This is a genomic window from Mesotoga sp. H07.pep.5.3, assembly GCF_002752615.1.
Lineage (GTDB): Bacteria > Thermotogota > Thermotogae > Petrotogales > Kosmotogaceae > Mesotoga > Mesotoga prima.
Map to the genome: position 1 here is coordinate 100,655 of NZ_AYTV01000026.1, position 14,085 is coordinate 114,739.

Consider the following 14,085-nt stretch of genomic DNA (forward strand, 5'->3'; position numbering starts at 1 on the left):
TTCTCCCGTTTGTTTGCCACCACTTGAGATCAAAGGTTTCGCGATCCGGCTCCAAGAGGTGTATTCCATTTTCAAACACGAATAAGTCTTTAGCTGTAGGGTTATCCACTTGAGGATTATTTGTTATACTTAGGCTGGTCTTGGATCTGTGGAGGGACGCATATGGACATAGAGAATGATTTTCTATTCAGATGGTACGAGCGGCAATTACTTGTTGAGGGAATGACCAGGTCGTTCCTGCTGAGATTGGCCGAGGAGACATTTGGTCATCTATGGGGCGCGACTGAGGAACTTACCGCCGAACTCCTAATAAGAAGTGGTCTTTCCGGAATCACTAGAGATTTTCCAAGGCACAGAATTCTCCCCTTTTATTCGCCTCTGATTTACAGGCAGAAAGAGACCATGGAATTCAGAGATGGAGACGATTTCAAAATCGAGGAAGATTGTGGAAAGAGAATTGTAAGCTTTCCACACACTCTGTCGATTATGTTCTCACCTTTGATAGCCGGAAAGGTTTTTTCCTGGCTCATGAATGGAAGCAACGAGATCGGTCCCATTTGTGATCTCCCGTTAGATTTGCAGAGGGCGTCCAGAAAGGGAAGAGTGATGGTTGTTGGAGCCGGCGGATTGGGCTGCCCATTGATAAAAATCTTGCTGGATAACGGAATTGATGACATATGTATCATCGAACCGGGTGAAATTAAACTTAACAATTTACACCGACAAATATTGTACGATTATGGAGATGTTGGTCTTTCAAAAGCGAGTGTAATTGAAAAAAAGATTGCACAGCGGTACAGTGGCGTTCGGGTTAAGATCCGTAAAGAAAGTTTCGATCCAACCCTCATCAAGACTGAAAAACCCGACGTAGTTGTCAGCTGCGTTGACAATTATGAGGCTAGGTATCTGATAAATGATTCCTGCTACCGCAACTGTGTTCCCTTTGTCGATTCGGCCGTAGAGAATTTCGGCGGATATGCGATGTTTAGAGATAAAAGAGTGCCTTGCTACAGGTGTTTCATGGGCGACAACAGAAAGGATACGGGGGCACAAAAGGGGATACTGACTTTTGTAAGCTATTTTGGAGGCATGCTAGAGGCGGCCATGGTGTTGACTTTTCTGAATACCGGAATGTGTGGAGACGATGTTTTCTGGTTTGACCTGAGAAAGGGTAAATTCGAGAGCATTTCCTTTGAACGACGTGAAGGTTGTCCCGTCTGTTCTTCAGCCAAGAGGTGACGAAGCTTGGAAGTAGTCTATGGAAACAATCGATGGAGTTTCGACAGAGATCTTACCTTCAGTGAACTGATAGAGGAAACACAGCTTGGGTCTGTCTCTCCTCTTGTTCTGGTAGACGGAAGATTTGTCGGTGAAGATGAGCTGATCTCGGCAAAGTCGAGGGTTCTCATAATCGTTGCAGCCAATGCAGACCAAACGGGCGCATAGTAACGCATACTCACGTATAAGCTCACAAAATCCCTTCTTTTGGTCTTCATCGTTTCGTGGCGGAATTAGGTTTTTTTGTAGGGATCCTCTTTTAAATGTAGAATTTTAAAGGATAGTTGGAATATATATGGAGGTGGAGAAATTGGAAAGAAAAAAGGTTTTGATTCTCGGCGCTGCCGGAAGAGACTTTCATAACTTCAACACTTACTACAGAGACAACGAAGAGTTCGAAGTAGTAGCTTTCACGGCGACGCAGATACCTGGAATCGATGGAAAAAAGTATCCTGCGGAACTCGCAGGCAGACTCTATCCAAATGGCATTCCGATAGTTCCGGAAGAAGAATTCGGCAAATTGATCGACGAGCACAAGATCGATCAGGTCGTTCTCGCATACAGCGATCTTCCACATCAATATGTCATGGAGAGGGCGGCAATAGCAAACGCACACGGTGCGGATTTCATTCTTCTTGGGCCCAGCAAGACAATGGTTAAGTCCTCGAAACCGGTAATCTCTATCTGCGCAGTTAGGACGGGCTGTGGAAAGAGCCAGACAACCAGAAGAGTGCTCGACATCCTGAGAGCCAAGGGGAAGAAGGTTGTCTCTATCAGACATCCGATGCCTTATGGAGATCTCGTGAAACAGAAGGTCCAGAGATTCGCCGATTATTCGGATCTAGATAAACACGAATGCACTATTGAAGAGAGAGAGGAATACGAACCTCATATAGATCGAAATGCCGTTATATATGCCGGGGTCGACTACGAAGCGATTCTCAGAGAAGCTGAAAAAGAGGATGTAGACGTAATAATATGGGACGGCGGAAACAATGATTTCTCATTTTATAAGACAGATCTGTATATAACTGTAACCGATCCTCATAGAGCCGGTCACGAGACTACGTACTACCCGGGATTCACGAATCTTATGATGGCCGATGTAGTTGTTATAAACAAGGAGGAGACGGCTTCTCCAGAAGATATCGACATCGTCCGAAGGAATATTGCGAAATTCAATCCCGATGCCATTGTAGTTGACGGTGCTTCACCGATAACCATTGAGGGAGGCAAGTCGTCCGAGATAAAGGGCAAGAGAGTTCTCGTCGTAGAGGATGGCCCGACCCTGACCCACGGTGGAATGAAGTACGGTGCGGGATGGGTAGCGGCTAAGAAGTTTGGTGCATCCGAGATAGTTGATCCAAGGCCTTATGCAGTAGGATCACTCGTTTCAACATATGAAAAGTACAACCACCTGGATCAGATCCTTCCAGCGATGGGATACGGTGAGAAGCAGATGAAAGAGCTAGAGGAGACCATTAACAAGGCCGACGTAGATCTTGTTATAATTGGAACTCCGATTGACCTGAGAAGGGTAATCGACATAAAGAAACCTGCCGTAAGAATCGGTTATGAGCTTCAGGAGATAGGGAAGCCCGATCTAGAAGAGATAATAGAAGACTTCCTTAAGGAGCATAATATATAGTAGATCAGCAAAAGGGGGACTGGATAATCCAGTCCCCCTTTTTTATTGCTTCTTCTCTATCGGTATGTAGATGTCAAACTCCGAATCTTCTTCCCCCGTGAATCTTTCGTCATATAGTTCAAACTCGTTCAAACCAATTGGTTCATACTCGAAGTTCTGAAACCACTTTGCATGGATGTACTCATAGGTATTTTGCAGTGAGTCAAGCTTTCCCGTATGAGTGAAAACGGCATAGGTTGCCTCAGGCACTTCTGCCCCAACCATTCCCTCCGGGATTATTCTCAGAGTCGAGACGGCCAAAGAGGCTATGTAGTCGAACTTGCCGTCTATGAAGTCTTCTTCTCCAGTGCACATCAATCCGTAGCTTTCCTTCGCCGATATGACATTCTCGATCTCGGTATGCCTCTCCATTAAATCTCTCCAGAGTTTCGGGCAGTTGTTCGCTGGATCATTTCCGTAGTACTTCAGACCAATGACTTTGAACGCCGATTTGTGGATGATCTTTGGTTCCATTCTTATTCCTCCCTTGAGACCAATCGGGTCTTTTTTGCACAGTCTCTTTTTCTGAGTGACGGCGAAGTCGAGTCAAAGCCTGCGATACTTGCCAGGCTTCACGTAGTATCTGCTTTTGAATGCTCTGGTAAGTGATTCCTGCGAATCATAGCCTAACTGCAAGGCGATCTCCAAAATACTTATCGAGGTTGTAGCAAGTTTTTCGGCAGCTACGCTCAACCTTCTACCCTTGCGATACTGGCCTATCATCTTGTCCACAGTGTGAAAGAAGATCCGCTGAAGATGAACTGATGAGTAGAAGCTTTCTTAACAGAGATCGTCGAGAGTTATCGGGGATGAAAGGTGCCCCTCAATGTAATCTATGACGGAGTTCACGCAATCGATGTAATCCTCTTTCAAAGGAGTGTCTCTGGACATCTTCCACCTCCATCTCCGCAATAATCGTCTTAAAGATTATACAAGTATGGAAGGGCTTGTTTTTCATCGAAAGAATCATGATGGAGTTTCTTCTCTAAGCTGAGTCAATCCAAAAACAATTCGCACTGAACGAAACCGTTAATCACGCCAACATCAGTACCCAATAAGCCTTTCAAGCTTCTTAGCCGCTTCTATTGTGCTACTTACTTCTTTCGGCAGAGGAGGTATTCCCTCGAAACCCGTTTTTCTGACGAAGTCGACCAGCATCGCCCAAAGTTCCTCAGGGTTCCAGTTAGAAAGTTTGTCCAAGGTATCTAATCCTGCATCGCAGTATAGCCTCACCCTAACTCCTTTCATTCCACCAAGTCTTGAAAGATCCGAGAGTTTAAGGTACTCAAGTATTTTCTCCATTTCAGTCCCGATGCGTGCAGCCAGGCTTTCTCTTAGCTCAGGTGAAAGGGCACTTCGATCATTTGATAGGTGGCAAATATGCCCGCTTTCGCGAGTTTTTCCATTACTATCGTGTCGCACCAGGGAATTTGTGTATTCTCATTCTTTCCCTCTTTGCCGCGATTCCTTTCTCACGAAGCTCTGAGGCGAATTTTGCGAGTGAAGGTTCAGAAAGAAAACTGAAATACTGGCCTATCCTACGGAGTTTTGCTTCAGACGGGCCTTGTCATTGCAGTTCGATTTTGCGAAACTTTCAATATCCTCTTTTTCTGCCTCTTCAACTGATTTCTCATTCGAATCAAGAAGGAATTTCTCGAGGGATGCAACGCCAGACAACGTTGTGCTGATAACATTCTAGCTCTTACCTTTACTCTTCAAGAAGGCTATGATATCTTCGTTTTTTATCATCCATTTATCTCTTGCGAAGAGAAAACACCGAATCGATCTGGAGAAAACCCTCTTTAGCTACTGAATGTATATGGTCATACAACGTCTCGATTACAGCGCTTCTACAGTTATCTTCGAAGCAAGACTCATTACATCATCGAATCTACAAAGCTCTGTGCCTGGTGTCATGACGGTAGCTGAACTGGCGGCACCAGCCATTTTCAAGGCAGTTTTCACCGTCTCGCCAAGTTCTCTGTACATGCAGTATGCCGCCAGGAAAGAATCCCCTGCACCAACCCCGCTCTTGACAGGTACTTTAGGTACCCGAATACGATAGAACTCCCCACTCACTGATGCAATCGCTCCCTCGGCTCCCATAGTCAGTAGAATTTCTTCGATTGAATACTTGTTCGACACTTCGGAAATGGCCTTTCTAAAATCTATCTCCCCGATTAGCTCGCGATTGAGCAGTCTCTGAAGTTCGTGAATATTTGGCTTTATTCCTCTTGGCTTGGCCTCGACCCCCTTGGAGAAAGGCTCCTTGTCGGAATCGATATAAACGTTGACTCCAATTTTCCTCATCCTTGAACAAAGCTGAGCGTAGATATCGCTGCTTACTCCTTCCGGTATGCTTCCGCACAAAAGAAGGTAGTCGTCCTTTCTCAAAAGTACGTCGATTGTCTTGTACAGTTTATAGACTTCCTTGACGGATATTACCGGACCGGGAAGACTCATTCTGTATTGACCGCTTCCAGTCTGTACGAGAATGTTGGTCCTTGTTTCTTCTTCACTTCTTACCGTTGCATAAACGACTCCCTCATCGTCGAGCATCTCTTCTATTACCTTTCCGGTATGACCTCCAAGGAAAGCTACAGCGACCGAATGGCCTCCCAGTTCATTTATCACACGTGATACGTCTACACCCTTTCCTGCGGGGTAATCTTTGACTCTATCTACCCTCACCGTATCGTCCTCAATAAGAGCGTCTGTATATAAGAATCTATCTAGAGCTGCGTTCAAAGTCAGTGAGAAAATCACCATTTACACCCCCTACATCCTGCCGAGACGATAGTTTATGATTCCGAGTACTACAATCACGCTTGTCTCGACTCTCAGAGTCCTTCTTCCCAACGAGACGGGCGTACATCGGGTCGAGATGTCTTTTATCTCCTCCGGCGCGAAGCCCCCTTCGGGTCCCACTATCAGTCGCAGTTTTCTTTCACAAGCGAGTTTTTCTTCCACTTCTAATAAAGGTCTGCCGCCGAATTCCAGAAGCAGGTTGTATGATCCTTCTAGAGGAAGTGTCTGGGATACAGTAATCTCGGGAATGTAAGGATTAACACTCTGCTTGGCCGCTTCCCTTGCGACCGCATTGAACTTAGTCAGCTTAGTTTCATCAACTCTTGAAACCGATCTAAGGCTATTGAACAACTCGATTCTGTCGACTCCCAGTTCGGTTGCTTTCTCTATCAAAATATGAAGCCGTGGCCACTTTGTCGCTGCCACGGCTACAGTAATACTCTTCCCGTCTCTCTCAACGTACTCTCGCTCGACTACAGTTCCCGAAGCAGATGATTTCCCGAGTTCTTCGAGAAGAAATCTGTAAACGGTACCTCTCCCATCAATGCCTGTCAGTTCATCACCGGGTTTTGCTCTCGTCACTCTCAGATGTTTGGTTTCACCGCCGTCTAGAATGACTCTGTTGTCTTCAGGCAGGACGAAGAAGGCATTAGGCAATTAACCAATTACCTCCTGCCTCATGTATGGTACGAGAGCTTTCGGCACGTCGATCTTTCCGTCTCTTCTCTGGTAGTTCTCGACTATTGCTACCAGGGTCCTTCCAACGGCCAGTCCAGAACCATTTAAACAGTGTACAAACTTCAGTTTGTTGTCAACATCTCTGAACCTTATGTTGGCTCGTCTTGGCTGGAAGTCCTCAACGTTTGAGCAGGAGGAAATCTCCCTATAAGTGTTGTAAGAAGGCAACCAAACTTCAAGATCATAAGTCTTTGCCGCGGCAAACCCAATATCCCCGGTACAAAGAGAGACTACCCGGTAAGGAAGCTCCAATTTCCTGAGAACATCTTCAGCATCGGCCGTAAGATTTTCAAGAGCATCGTAAGAGTCATCGGGATGGGTGAACCAGACAAGCTCAACCTTGTCAAATTGGTGAACTCTTATCATGCCCCGAACATCCTTTCCGTACGATCCGGCCTCTCTCCTGAAGCATGCACTGTACGCCGTGTACTTTTTGGGCAGGTCACCTTCGAGGATCTCGTCCATGTGCTGCGAAACGAGTGGGACCTCTGCAGTTGGTATCATGAACATATCGTCCGGGTCGATTCTGTAGGCCTCCTCCTCAAATTTAGGTAGTTGGCCCGTTGCCTGCATAGTATCTCTCTTAACCATGAAAGGCAGAGCTACTTCCTCGTACCCCTTTGAGTGGTGGAGGTCAAGCATGAAGTTAGCTATGGCCCTCTCAAGTCTTGCAAAGTCTCTTCTAAGAATCGTGAATCTCGCTCCAGATATTTTTGCGGCTCTTTCAAAGTCTATAAGTCCGGTTTCTGGGCCGTAGTCCCAGTGAGGTCGGATTTCAAAGTCGACCTTTCTCGGTTCTCCCCACATCCTTATGACGACGTTATCTTCCTCACTCTTGCCAACAGGTGTGGTCGACGAAGGAATATTGGGTAGATAGAGAAGCTTTTTCTTCAGTTCTTCTTCTATCTGAGAAGTTTGGAGATCAAGTTCCTTAACTTCAGATGAGATTTCTTTTGCCCTTTCCATAAGGGAAAGCGAAAGGCTTTCGTCTTTGCTAGCTTTGGCTCGGGCAATCTCCGAAGATATACTGTTTCTCTCGGCCTTTTTCTGTTCAACGACCTGCAGCGCCTCTCTCCTCTTTGATTCCAGATAGACTATCTCATCCAGCAGCTCCGAGGTCATCTGCCTGTACTCAAGGGCCCTCCTCACAATTTCGGGGTTTTCTCGAATCAACCTTACGTCAATCATTATTTCTTCCTCCTGCTAAAAAACAAGCTCTATCTCTACGTTTTTCCCTTCAAATGAATCATCCGTCGTATCGTATATCAGGTCGGAGGCCCAGATTTTCCTACTATTCTTGAAGTCATCGACAAAGACGTTTCCCTTTAGGTTCAGAAGGCCGGTATCTCCGAAGTATTCAAAGTAAAGAGTGTCAACATTCAAATCTCCCTTGTAATTTATGAAAATAAGCTCGGGCGTTGCTTCCACAGTTTCTTCAGCAAAGCCTTCATAGTATTCCGTCTTTTGATCAAAGTTAAGAATCTCTGTCTCGTATATGAATATATCCTTTCCGTCCTCTTCCTTTGAATAGATGACTGCCTCCACATTTCCGAAAAGAGTTCCCGTGGAGTTTTCCAGATTGTAGTCGAGGGATAGAGCAGTTGCTTCGCCTGTCTGGAATCTAACAAAGGTCTCACCTTCGGTTACGAAGCTCTCCCAATCAGTAGCGCCCTTTGTGGCCGTTGCAAGGGGAGTTTCGACGTAAATATCTCCGTCCTTATTGATAAAAACGTTACCGATGAAGGTAAAAACCTCTTTTTGAAGCGATCCAAGCACTGTGTCTCCCTTGATTCGCACGGTACTTGCAAAGACCGTTGCGGTAAGGAAAATGACAATCAATCCGATAATCAGGGTAGTTCTTCTCTTCATAATTACCTCCAGACGATTAGTCTTTCGTTTTCTTGCTGTCCATTATTTCGAGAAGGTTCTTAACAATAACCTCAAGTTCTTTCACCTGATCGGACTTGATCTCAGTCATTACAGATTTCAAGTACTCCACCCTTCTGTCGATGACCTTCTCGATTAGTGTCTTTCCGGCGGCGGAGATGTCGATAATGTATGATCTCCTATCTTTGTCGGAACGTCTTCGCTCTACCAGATCAGCGTCGATGAGTCTCTTTACAAGACCCGTTGTCGTGCTCTTCGTTATTCCAAGCCAGCGACTGATGTCACTCATCCGTTTCTCTCCGTTAAAGAAAAGCACCTGAAGGACATCGAATTGGGCAGGAGTGATCGGGAAGTCTCTCAAAACCTTTCTTCCTTCCCTTCTGATTCTCGTGGAAATCGTTCTTAGGTTCTTCTCAAGAATTGCAGCGTCTTCCTTTTTGACTTCACCAACGGACATCACAGCACCTCCAAACCCCTTGTATTAGTTTACTGAAAACGATACTATTCAAAACATTATATCATCATCCATGCACCGGTTAAGACTGATTCTGCACCTAAAGCTGTTCATTCGAAGGTTTTGATGCCTTTATAGACATGTGCTGAAGCCTCCTGAATGGTGATGTATAATTTCAGTATGAAATCGGCCAAACGAGATCTATCCGAACTTGTGAGATTTGATGCTGCATACAGAGCTGATCACAGAGTTATTGCGGGGGTGGATGAAGCAGGAAGAGGCCCTCTCGCCGGTCCTGTTGTGGCCGCTGCCGTTATAGTCTTGAATCCCGTCGATGGCGTGTACGATTCGAAGGTTCTATGTAGAAAGACGAGAGAGTTGTTGTTTGGACAAATACTTGAGAATTCTATCGTAGGAATCGGTCTTTCCTCTCCTGAGGAGGTTGATATTCTCAATGTCTTTGCGGCTACCAGGTTGGCAATGAACAGAGCATTGAGGATTTTGTCGAGGAAGCCAGACTATGTAATAGTTGATGGAAAGTCGCTTAGACTCGATATAAGCGGTGAATGCATAGTGGGTGGCGATCGAAGAAGTGCAGCGATTGCGAGTGCCTCGATAGTGGCAAAGGTATTCAGAGATCGAATAATGGATTCACTGGACATCTTGTATCCCGAGTACGGTTATAGAAATCACAAAGGTTACTGCACCGATATGCACCTAAGAGCACTTAGAAAGCATGGACCGACCACCTGGCACAGACTGACATTTAGGCCTGTCAGGGAATTGATCACAAAGGAAAGGGCAAGCCGCTGGTCGAATGAGAGTGAAGTAAGCCTAATCAGGCTTTTCAGAGCGGGGCTGGCGACTATGGAGGCCGACAAATGAAGAATGAATTTGACGGAAGTGAATGGTTAAGGCTAATTGAGACAATGAAGATATTGAGATCACCTGGAGGATGTGAATGGGATATAGAGCAAACTCATCAGTCGCTAAAACCTTACTTGATCGAAGAAGCTTACGAGGTACTCGATGCAATCGATGGCGGAGATGATAAGGAGCTGGCTGAAGAGCTTGGCGATGTCCTTCTGCAGGTTGTCTTTCATGCGCAGATTGCAATGGAAAGAAAGGCCTTCACGATAACGGATGTTCTACAGGTTTTGACGGACAAGTTAATTAGAAGGCATCCCCACGTCTTTTCAGATTCGGAGGGTTACTCATATCGTCAGTGGGAAGAAATAAAGGCAAAGGAAAAAGCTAAAGATTCGGGAAAGAGTTCTTCGATTGGTAAGATAAATAAGGCTCTTCCCGCGCTGAGCTTGGCGCGAAGAGTTCAGGAGAACGCTTCCGTGGTCGGTTTTGATTGGGGAGAAATCGAAGGACCCCGCGAAAAATTGAATGAAGAGATAGAAGAGCTGGACAGCGCGATAGTCGAAAAGGACAAAAAAAAGATCGAAGAGGAGATAGGAGATGTTCTCTTCACGGTCACGAATCTATCTAGATTCCTTGATGTTGATCCCGAAGCAGCTTTGAGAAAATCAACAGAGAAATTCTTGAACCGTTTCCACGAAATGGAGAGTCATATTGAGAAGCATGGCCTTGATATCAACAATATGACCATAGATGAGTTGAATCACCTGTGGGAAATAGCGAAGGAGGGTACAAATTGAAGAAGTTTATCGCTGCCCTGATATTATTATTGATCACTGCAGTAGCGCTTTCGCAGACGGAAACCCTTTCTGAAACAGGTATAGCCGCCGAGGTTAACGGTGAGATCATCACCATGGATACTTTCCTTTCGAAGGTTTTGCCTAACTATACCGAGATATCGAAGAGAATAGAAGAGGTAGATCCTCTTTTTTCGGAAATGCTCCTCAATACTGAAGCGGGTCAGAAACTGCTAGAGGAATACGAAAGAAATTCTCTCGAAGCTCTTATTGAAGAGACTCTTCTAATTCAGTATGCAAAAGAGGTTGGGATCGAAGCCGATATCGAGGCTTTAAGGGAAGTAGTAAGTAAGTCAATCATGGACACACTCACCGAACTTCAGATTGAGAAGTCGGATGCGGACCTTTTCTACGTTCTCAAAGGTTACATCGACGGATTAAGCTCCTATGAGGCGAAGGTGGTCAGAGATCTCGCTTACAAAGAGGTTCTAAGTTCCCTGTATGAAGCCGTTACAGTGAATGCGACAGTCACTGAAGAGGAGATAGAGCAGTACTATCTGGCCAATTCTTCGAGATATGCTGTAGAAGAGGAGAGGGCCGACATGAAGGTGCTTCTCTTTGATTCCTTCTCGGAAGCCTATTCGGTTTGGAAAGCTGCATCCAGGGATGCTAACCCTTCTTCGGTTTTGGATACTTTCCCGGAAGTGCAGTCCGGGAGTTATACGAGAGAAGAAATCGAGGCGCTGAATCCCGAACTTGTGAAATCGCTTTTCAAACCGACAGAAGGTGAGTTGCTTTCTTCCGTGGTGACTCTTGACAATAAGTACGCGGTAATCTATCTCGAATCATATTCTCCTGCAGGAGCAAAGGGCATTGAAGATGTTAGGGAAGAAATACAGGGGATATTGATTTCGGAAAAAAAGGATCTTTTCTGGAGAATCTGGCAGGAACAGGAGTTCAAGCCTTTCAAGGAAGAGGCTGTCATAAAAAGATACTACGAAACGGGTGGAGGAGAATAAGTTGAGTGTGACAAAAGAAGACGTTATGAAGGCCCTTGGAGAAGTATATGATCTCGAAATAGGGTTCGATGTAGTCTCTCTGGGGTTGATATATGGAGTGGAGCTAGAAAATGAGAACGATGTCAAGGTCAAGATGACTTTGACGACGCCTATGTGTCCTCTTGCCGGACTGATGCTTGAAGATGCAAGGCGAAAGGTCAGCGAGATTGAGGGAATCGGCGATGTGAAGATGGAACTCACTTTTGATCCACCATGGTCACCCGAGATGGCTAGCGACGATGTAAGAAAGATCTTGGGAATGTGAATCTACAAGAGCTAATCCATATATCGAAAAGAAAGCTTTCGGAGGCGGGAATAGAGAATTCCCGCTTCGTTATGATATCCCTGTTTAGGGGAGTTCTTTCCTTGAATGAAGCCGATCTGATCCTCAATGGAGAGAAGGAAATCGAATCGAAGTTAAGCGCAAAATATATGAAGGCCGTGGAAAGAGTTGTTGAGGGAGAGCCGATCGACTATGTATTAGGATTCAGAGAATTCTTTGGAATCAGGCTTGAGGTTACAAGGAGTGTTTTGATACCCCGAAATGAAACGGAAGAGCTAGTTGAGATAGTCATCGACGAAGAGAAGAATTCGAAAGTGTTCGCCGATATCGGAACTGGAAGCGGGGCGATAGCCTGTGCTTTAGCCCGCAATATTCCTTCTTCACTGGTCTTTGCAACAGACATCTCTAGAGATGCTCTCATGCTTGCCGAAAAGAATGCCAGAACGAACGGAATATTCAATATTAGATTCATTGAAGGTGACAACATATCAGGACTGAATGACTTTCTAGATTCTGTCGAGGTCATCGTTTCCAACCCACCGTATGTAAGGACGGGGGATCTAGATTCTCTGGACACCAACGTGAGGAAGTACGAACCTATGGTTGCTCTGGATGGAGGAAAAGACGGTCTTGACTTCTACAGGGAGTTTTTAAAATATCTACCAACAGGGAAAAAAGTTTATCTGGAAATATCTCAGTATGAGGCCGAGGGATTAAGAGAGTTAGTTTCTGATCTTAATGGATATTCCTGTGAATTCAAAAAGGATTTGTCTGGAAATTACCGTTTCATGATTCTTCGTCCAGAAGTCTGAGAGCTTCCTCCGAAAAGCTTTCAAGTTCAACTGAGAATATGTAGTCGGCAAGGTAATCAAGGCCAGTTTCATCTCTGTTGACAATCGCGACTCTGGCACCTGAGGATTTTGCAATTACTGGAAACTGAGCGGCGGGGTAAACCATCAAGGAGGATCCCATAGCTATAAAGAGATCGGACTTCAAAGCAGCATTCTCGGCTCTTCTTATTGCATCCTGGGGTAGCATTTCTCCGAAGAAAACGATGTTTGGCTTGATCAGGCCACCGCAATCACATCTAGGAACATCGGATCTTTCAAGCAGTAACTCGACTTCTTTCCTTGTAAACCGTCTCTTACACTGCATGCATTCGAATTTGGAAACGGTCCCGTGTAGCTCCACAACTTCTTCTGCCCCAGACTTCTGTTGAAGTCCATCGATATTTTGCGTGATTATCGTCTCAATTAGACCCAGGGTTTGTAGTCTGGTGAGGAGAATGTGAGTAGCGTTTGGGCTTACGTCCGACATAGTGTGTATTCTCTCCTTTGCTACTCTATAGTACCTTGCTGGATCTTCAATGAAAGAGCTTAGCTCGAAGATGTCCGGAGAAATCTTGCTATATAGACCTCCCGGACTTCTGAAGTCGGGAATGCCGCTAGCGACAGATATACCTGCCCCCGTTAGTACAGAAGTGCAGGTCGATTCTCTTATCAGTGAAATGAAGTTCCTTGCTTCTTGACTTAGTCTACTCACCTCTCGAGAATTGAATCTTCGGGAAGATAGTCTTGCCCGTATTAGTCCATATGAATTCATTTCCATCTGCGGCTACGGTTGGAGCTGGATCTAGATTAATTACCTTTGCGTCGGTCGGTATTGAAATTGTTAAGGAATAGGCATCACCTGTAAGGTCGAACTCCATGTCTCCCATGTCGGTATTAACAACACCATTTTCAACCGCTGCAAAGCCTGCAATAACAGCATGTTCGACTACTTTAACTCTGTTGGAACTCAGAACAGTTGCCGTTGACTGGAAGCTCTCTACTAACATCAGTCTGTCGAAGCTTTCCGAAAACTGAGTCATCGATTCCTGAAAGTCGGCCAGTTGTTCTTCCTGAGGCTTATCATACTGCTCGAGAAACTGAGTCATCTGGTCTGGCTTATTGAAGATTATCTCTGTCTCGATGTCAAGTGTCGCCCGTCCCTCGTAGTCATATGAATAGTTGCTGGTTGATGACAGGGTATCTATGTCCAGCCTGTTGTTGAATGCCATAAACATATTTATTGCGGTCATTCCAACCATGACAACAACAAGTATGATAAGAAGGGTATTGAATTTCATTTAAAACCTCCTGACGATTATTAGATTGATTCTGAGAATATGATAACATCATTCTGTGCTAAAATACATTGTACAAAGCTTTTCATTTGCCTTTGACGAT

General features: G+C 45.2%; 17 protein-coding genes and 1 pseudogene. 8 read left to right on the top strand and 10 right to left on the bottom strand.

Annotated features, from left to right (window positions below; translation table 11 throughout):
- Window positions 1–162 precede the first annotated feature (162 nt).
- The 3 genes from V513_RS13400 to V513_RS13410 all read left to right on the top strand — a co-directional run bounded on the left by V513_RS13400 (window position 163) and on the right by V513_RS13410 (window position 2,926).
- Window positions 163–1,239: a HesA/MoeB/ThiF family protein gene (locus V513_RS13400; RefSeq protein ID WP_099773127.1), complete on the top strand. Its 1,077-nt coding sequence runs from the start codon at window positions 163–165 to the stop codon at window positions 1,237–1,239.
- A 6-nt stretch (window positions 1,240–1,245) separates the two neighbouring features.
- Window positions 1,246–1,446 carry a hypothetical protein gene (locus V513_RS13405; protein ID WP_006488272.1) on the top strand — a complete coding sequence of 67 codons (201 nt, stop codon included), beginning with the start codon at window positions 1,246–1,248 and terminating at the stop codon, window positions 1,444–1,446.
- A 142-nt stretch (window positions 1,447–1,588) separates the two neighbouring features.
- On the top strand, window positions 1,589–2,926 hold the full coding sequence (locus V513_RS13410; RefSeq protein ID WP_014731336.1) for a cyclic 2,3-diphosphoglycerate synthase: 1,338 nt from the start codon (window positions 1,589–1,591) through the stop codon (window positions 2,924–2,926).
- A 42-nt stretch (window positions 2,927–2,968) separates the two neighbouring features.
- On the opposite strand, the gene V513_RS13415 is transcribed toward V513_RS13410, so the two are convergent.
- From V513_RS13415 to V513_RS13450, 8 genes and pseudogenes are all read right to left on the bottom strand, one after another.
- The gene (locus tag V513_RS13415; RefSeq protein ID WP_099773128.1) at window positions 2,969–3,439 is read right to left on the bottom strand and encodes a GyrI-like domain-containing protein; all 471 of its coding nucleotides are present in this window, start codon (window positions 3,437–3,439) and stop codon (window positions 2,969–2,971) included.
- Window positions 3,440–3,511: 72 nt separating this feature from the next.
- A pseudogene (locus V513_RS13420) lies at window positions 3,512–3,724 on the bottom strand (helix-turn-helix domain-containing protein); the annotation flags it as partial.
- Between the two features lie 285 nt (window positions 3,725–4,009).
- Window positions 4,010–4,387, bottom strand: a complete 378-nt coding sequence (locus V513_RS13425; RefSeq protein WP_180274905.1) for a DUF4332 domain-containing protein — start codon at window positions 4,385–4,387, stop codon at window positions 4,010–4,012.
- Between the two features lie 417 nt (window positions 4,388–4,804).
- Entirely contained in the window at window positions 4,805–5,734 is a 930-nt protein-coding gene (locus V513_RS13430) for a 1-phosphofructokinase family hexose kinase (protein WP_099773130.1), read from the bottom strand.
- A gap of 9 nt (window positions 5,735–5,743) precedes the next feature.
- Window positions 5,744–6,430, bottom strand: coding sequence for an RsmE family RNA methyltransferase (locus V513_RS13435; RefSeq protein ID WP_014731338.1), 687 nt, complete (start codon window positions 6,428–6,430; stop codon window positions 5,744–5,746).
- Entirely contained in the window at window positions 6,431–7,699 is a 1,269-nt protein-coding gene (gene serS, locus V513_RS13440; protein ID WP_099773131.1) for a serine--tRNA ligase, read from the bottom strand.
- Window positions 7,700–7,714: 15 nt separating this feature from the next.
- Window positions 7,715–8,380 (bottom strand): LptA/OstA family protein, encoded by a 666-nt coding sequence (locus tag V513_RS13445; RefSeq protein ID WP_099773132.1) that lies wholly within the window; start codon window positions 8,378–8,380, stop codon window positions 7,715–7,717.
- Between the two features lie 16 nt (window positions 8,381–8,396).
- Window positions 8,397–8,855, bottom strand: a complete 459-nt coding sequence (locus V513_RS13450) for a MarR family winged helix-turn-helix transcriptional regulator (protein WP_014731341.1) — start codon at window positions 8,853–8,855, stop codon at window positions 8,397–8,399.
- 177 nt (window positions 8,856–9,032) lie between these two features.
- Between V513_RS13450 and V513_RS13455 the strand changes: the two genes are divergently transcribed.
- The 5 genes from V513_RS13455 to prmC are packed head-to-tail and all read left to right on the top strand — an operon-like array spanning window position 9,033 to window position 12,669.
- Window positions 9,033–9,737, top strand: a complete 705-nt coding sequence (locus V513_RS13455) for a ribonuclease HII (protein ID WP_257212152.1) — start codon at window positions 9,033–9,035, stop codon at window positions 9,735–9,737.
- Window positions 9,734–10,519, top strand: coding sequence for a nucleoside triphosphate pyrophosphohydrolase (gene mazG, locus V513_RS13460; RefSeq protein WP_099773134.1), 786 nt, complete (start codon window positions 9,734–9,736; stop codon window positions 10,517–10,519). Before V513_RS13455 ends, mazG begins: the two co-directional genes overlap by 4 nt.
- Window positions 10,516–11,535 carry a SurA N-terminal domain-containing protein gene (locus V513_RS13465; RefSeq protein WP_014731344.1) on the top strand — a complete coding sequence of 340 codons (1,020 nt, stop codon included), beginning with the start codon at window positions 10,516–10,518 and terminating at the stop codon, window positions 11,533–11,535. The genes mazG and V513_RS13465 overlap by 4 nt, the downstream gene beginning before the upstream one ends.
- A gap of 1 nt (window position 11,536) precedes the next feature.
- Complete coding sequence (locus V513_RS13470; protein ID WP_014731345.1) at window positions 11,537–11,839, top strand: metal-sulfur cluster assembly factor; 303 nt, start codon at window positions 11,537–11,539, stop codon at window positions 11,837–11,839.
- Window positions 11,836–12,669, top strand: coding sequence for a peptide chain release factor N(5)-glutamine methyltransferase (gene prmC / locus V513_RS13475; protein ID WP_099773135.1), 834 nt, complete (start codon window positions 11,836–11,838; stop codon window positions 12,667–12,669). Before V513_RS13470 ends, prmC begins: the two co-directional genes overlap by 4 nt.
- On the opposite strand, the gene V513_RS13480 is transcribed toward prmC, so the two are convergent.
- Together V513_RS13480 and V513_RS13485 are read right to left on the bottom strand one after the other, a co-directional pair.
- Complete coding sequence (locus tag V513_RS13480) at window positions 12,644–13,399, bottom strand: SIR2 family NAD-dependent protein deacylase (RefSeq protein ID WP_099773136.1); 756 nt, start codon at window positions 13,397–13,399, stop codon at window positions 12,644–12,646. The two genes, prmC and V513_RS13480, sit on opposite strands and share 26 nt — an antisense overlap.
- Window positions 13,392–13,985 (bottom strand): DUF4897 domain-containing protein, encoded by a 594-nt coding sequence (locus V513_RS13485; RefSeq protein WP_014731348.1) that lies wholly within the window; start codon window positions 13,983–13,985, stop codon window positions 13,392–13,394. The genes V513_RS13480 and V513_RS13485 overlap by 8 nt, the downstream gene beginning before the upstream one ends.
- Between the last annotated feature and the right edge of the window lie 100 nt (window positions 13,986–14,085).

Excerpts from the sequence above, each read along its gene's own strand:
- V513_RS13400 (WP_099773127.1), top strand. The coding sequence starts at position 163 with ATGGACATAGAGAATGATTTTCTATTCAGATGGTACGAGCGGCAATTA.
- V513_RS13415 (WP_099773128.1), bottom strand. The coding sequence starts at position 3,439 with ATGGAACCAAAGATCATCCACAAATCGGCGTTCAAAGTCATTGGTCTG.
- V513_RS13430 (WP_099773130.1), bottom strand. The coding sequence starts at position 5,734 with ATGGTGATTTTCTCACTGACTTTGAACGCAGCTCTAGATAGATTCTTA.
- serS (WP_099773131.1), bottom strand. The coding sequence starts at position 7,699 with ATGATTGACGTAAGGTTGATTCGAGAAAACCCCGAAATTGTGAGGAGG.
- V513_RS13445 (WP_099773132.1), bottom strand. The coding sequence starts at position 8,380 with ATGAAGAGAAGAACTACCCTGATTATCGGATTGATTGTCATTTTCCTT.
- V513_RS13450 (WP_014731341.1), bottom strand. The coding sequence starts at position 8,855 with ATGTCCGTTGGTGAAGTCAAAAAGGAAGACGCTGCAATTCTTGAGAAG.
- V513_RS13455 (WP_257212152.1), top strand. The coding sequence starts at position 9,033 with ATGAAATCGGCCAAACGAGATCTATCCGAACTTGTGAGATTTGATGCT.
- mazG (WP_099773134.1), top strand. The coding sequence starts at position 9,734 with ATGAAGAATGAATTTGACGGAAGTGAATGGTTAAGGCTAATTGAGACA.
- V513_RS13485 (WP_014731348.1), bottom strand. The coding sequence starts at position 13,985 with ATGAAATTCAATACCCTTCTTATCATACTTGTTGTTGTCATGGTTGGA.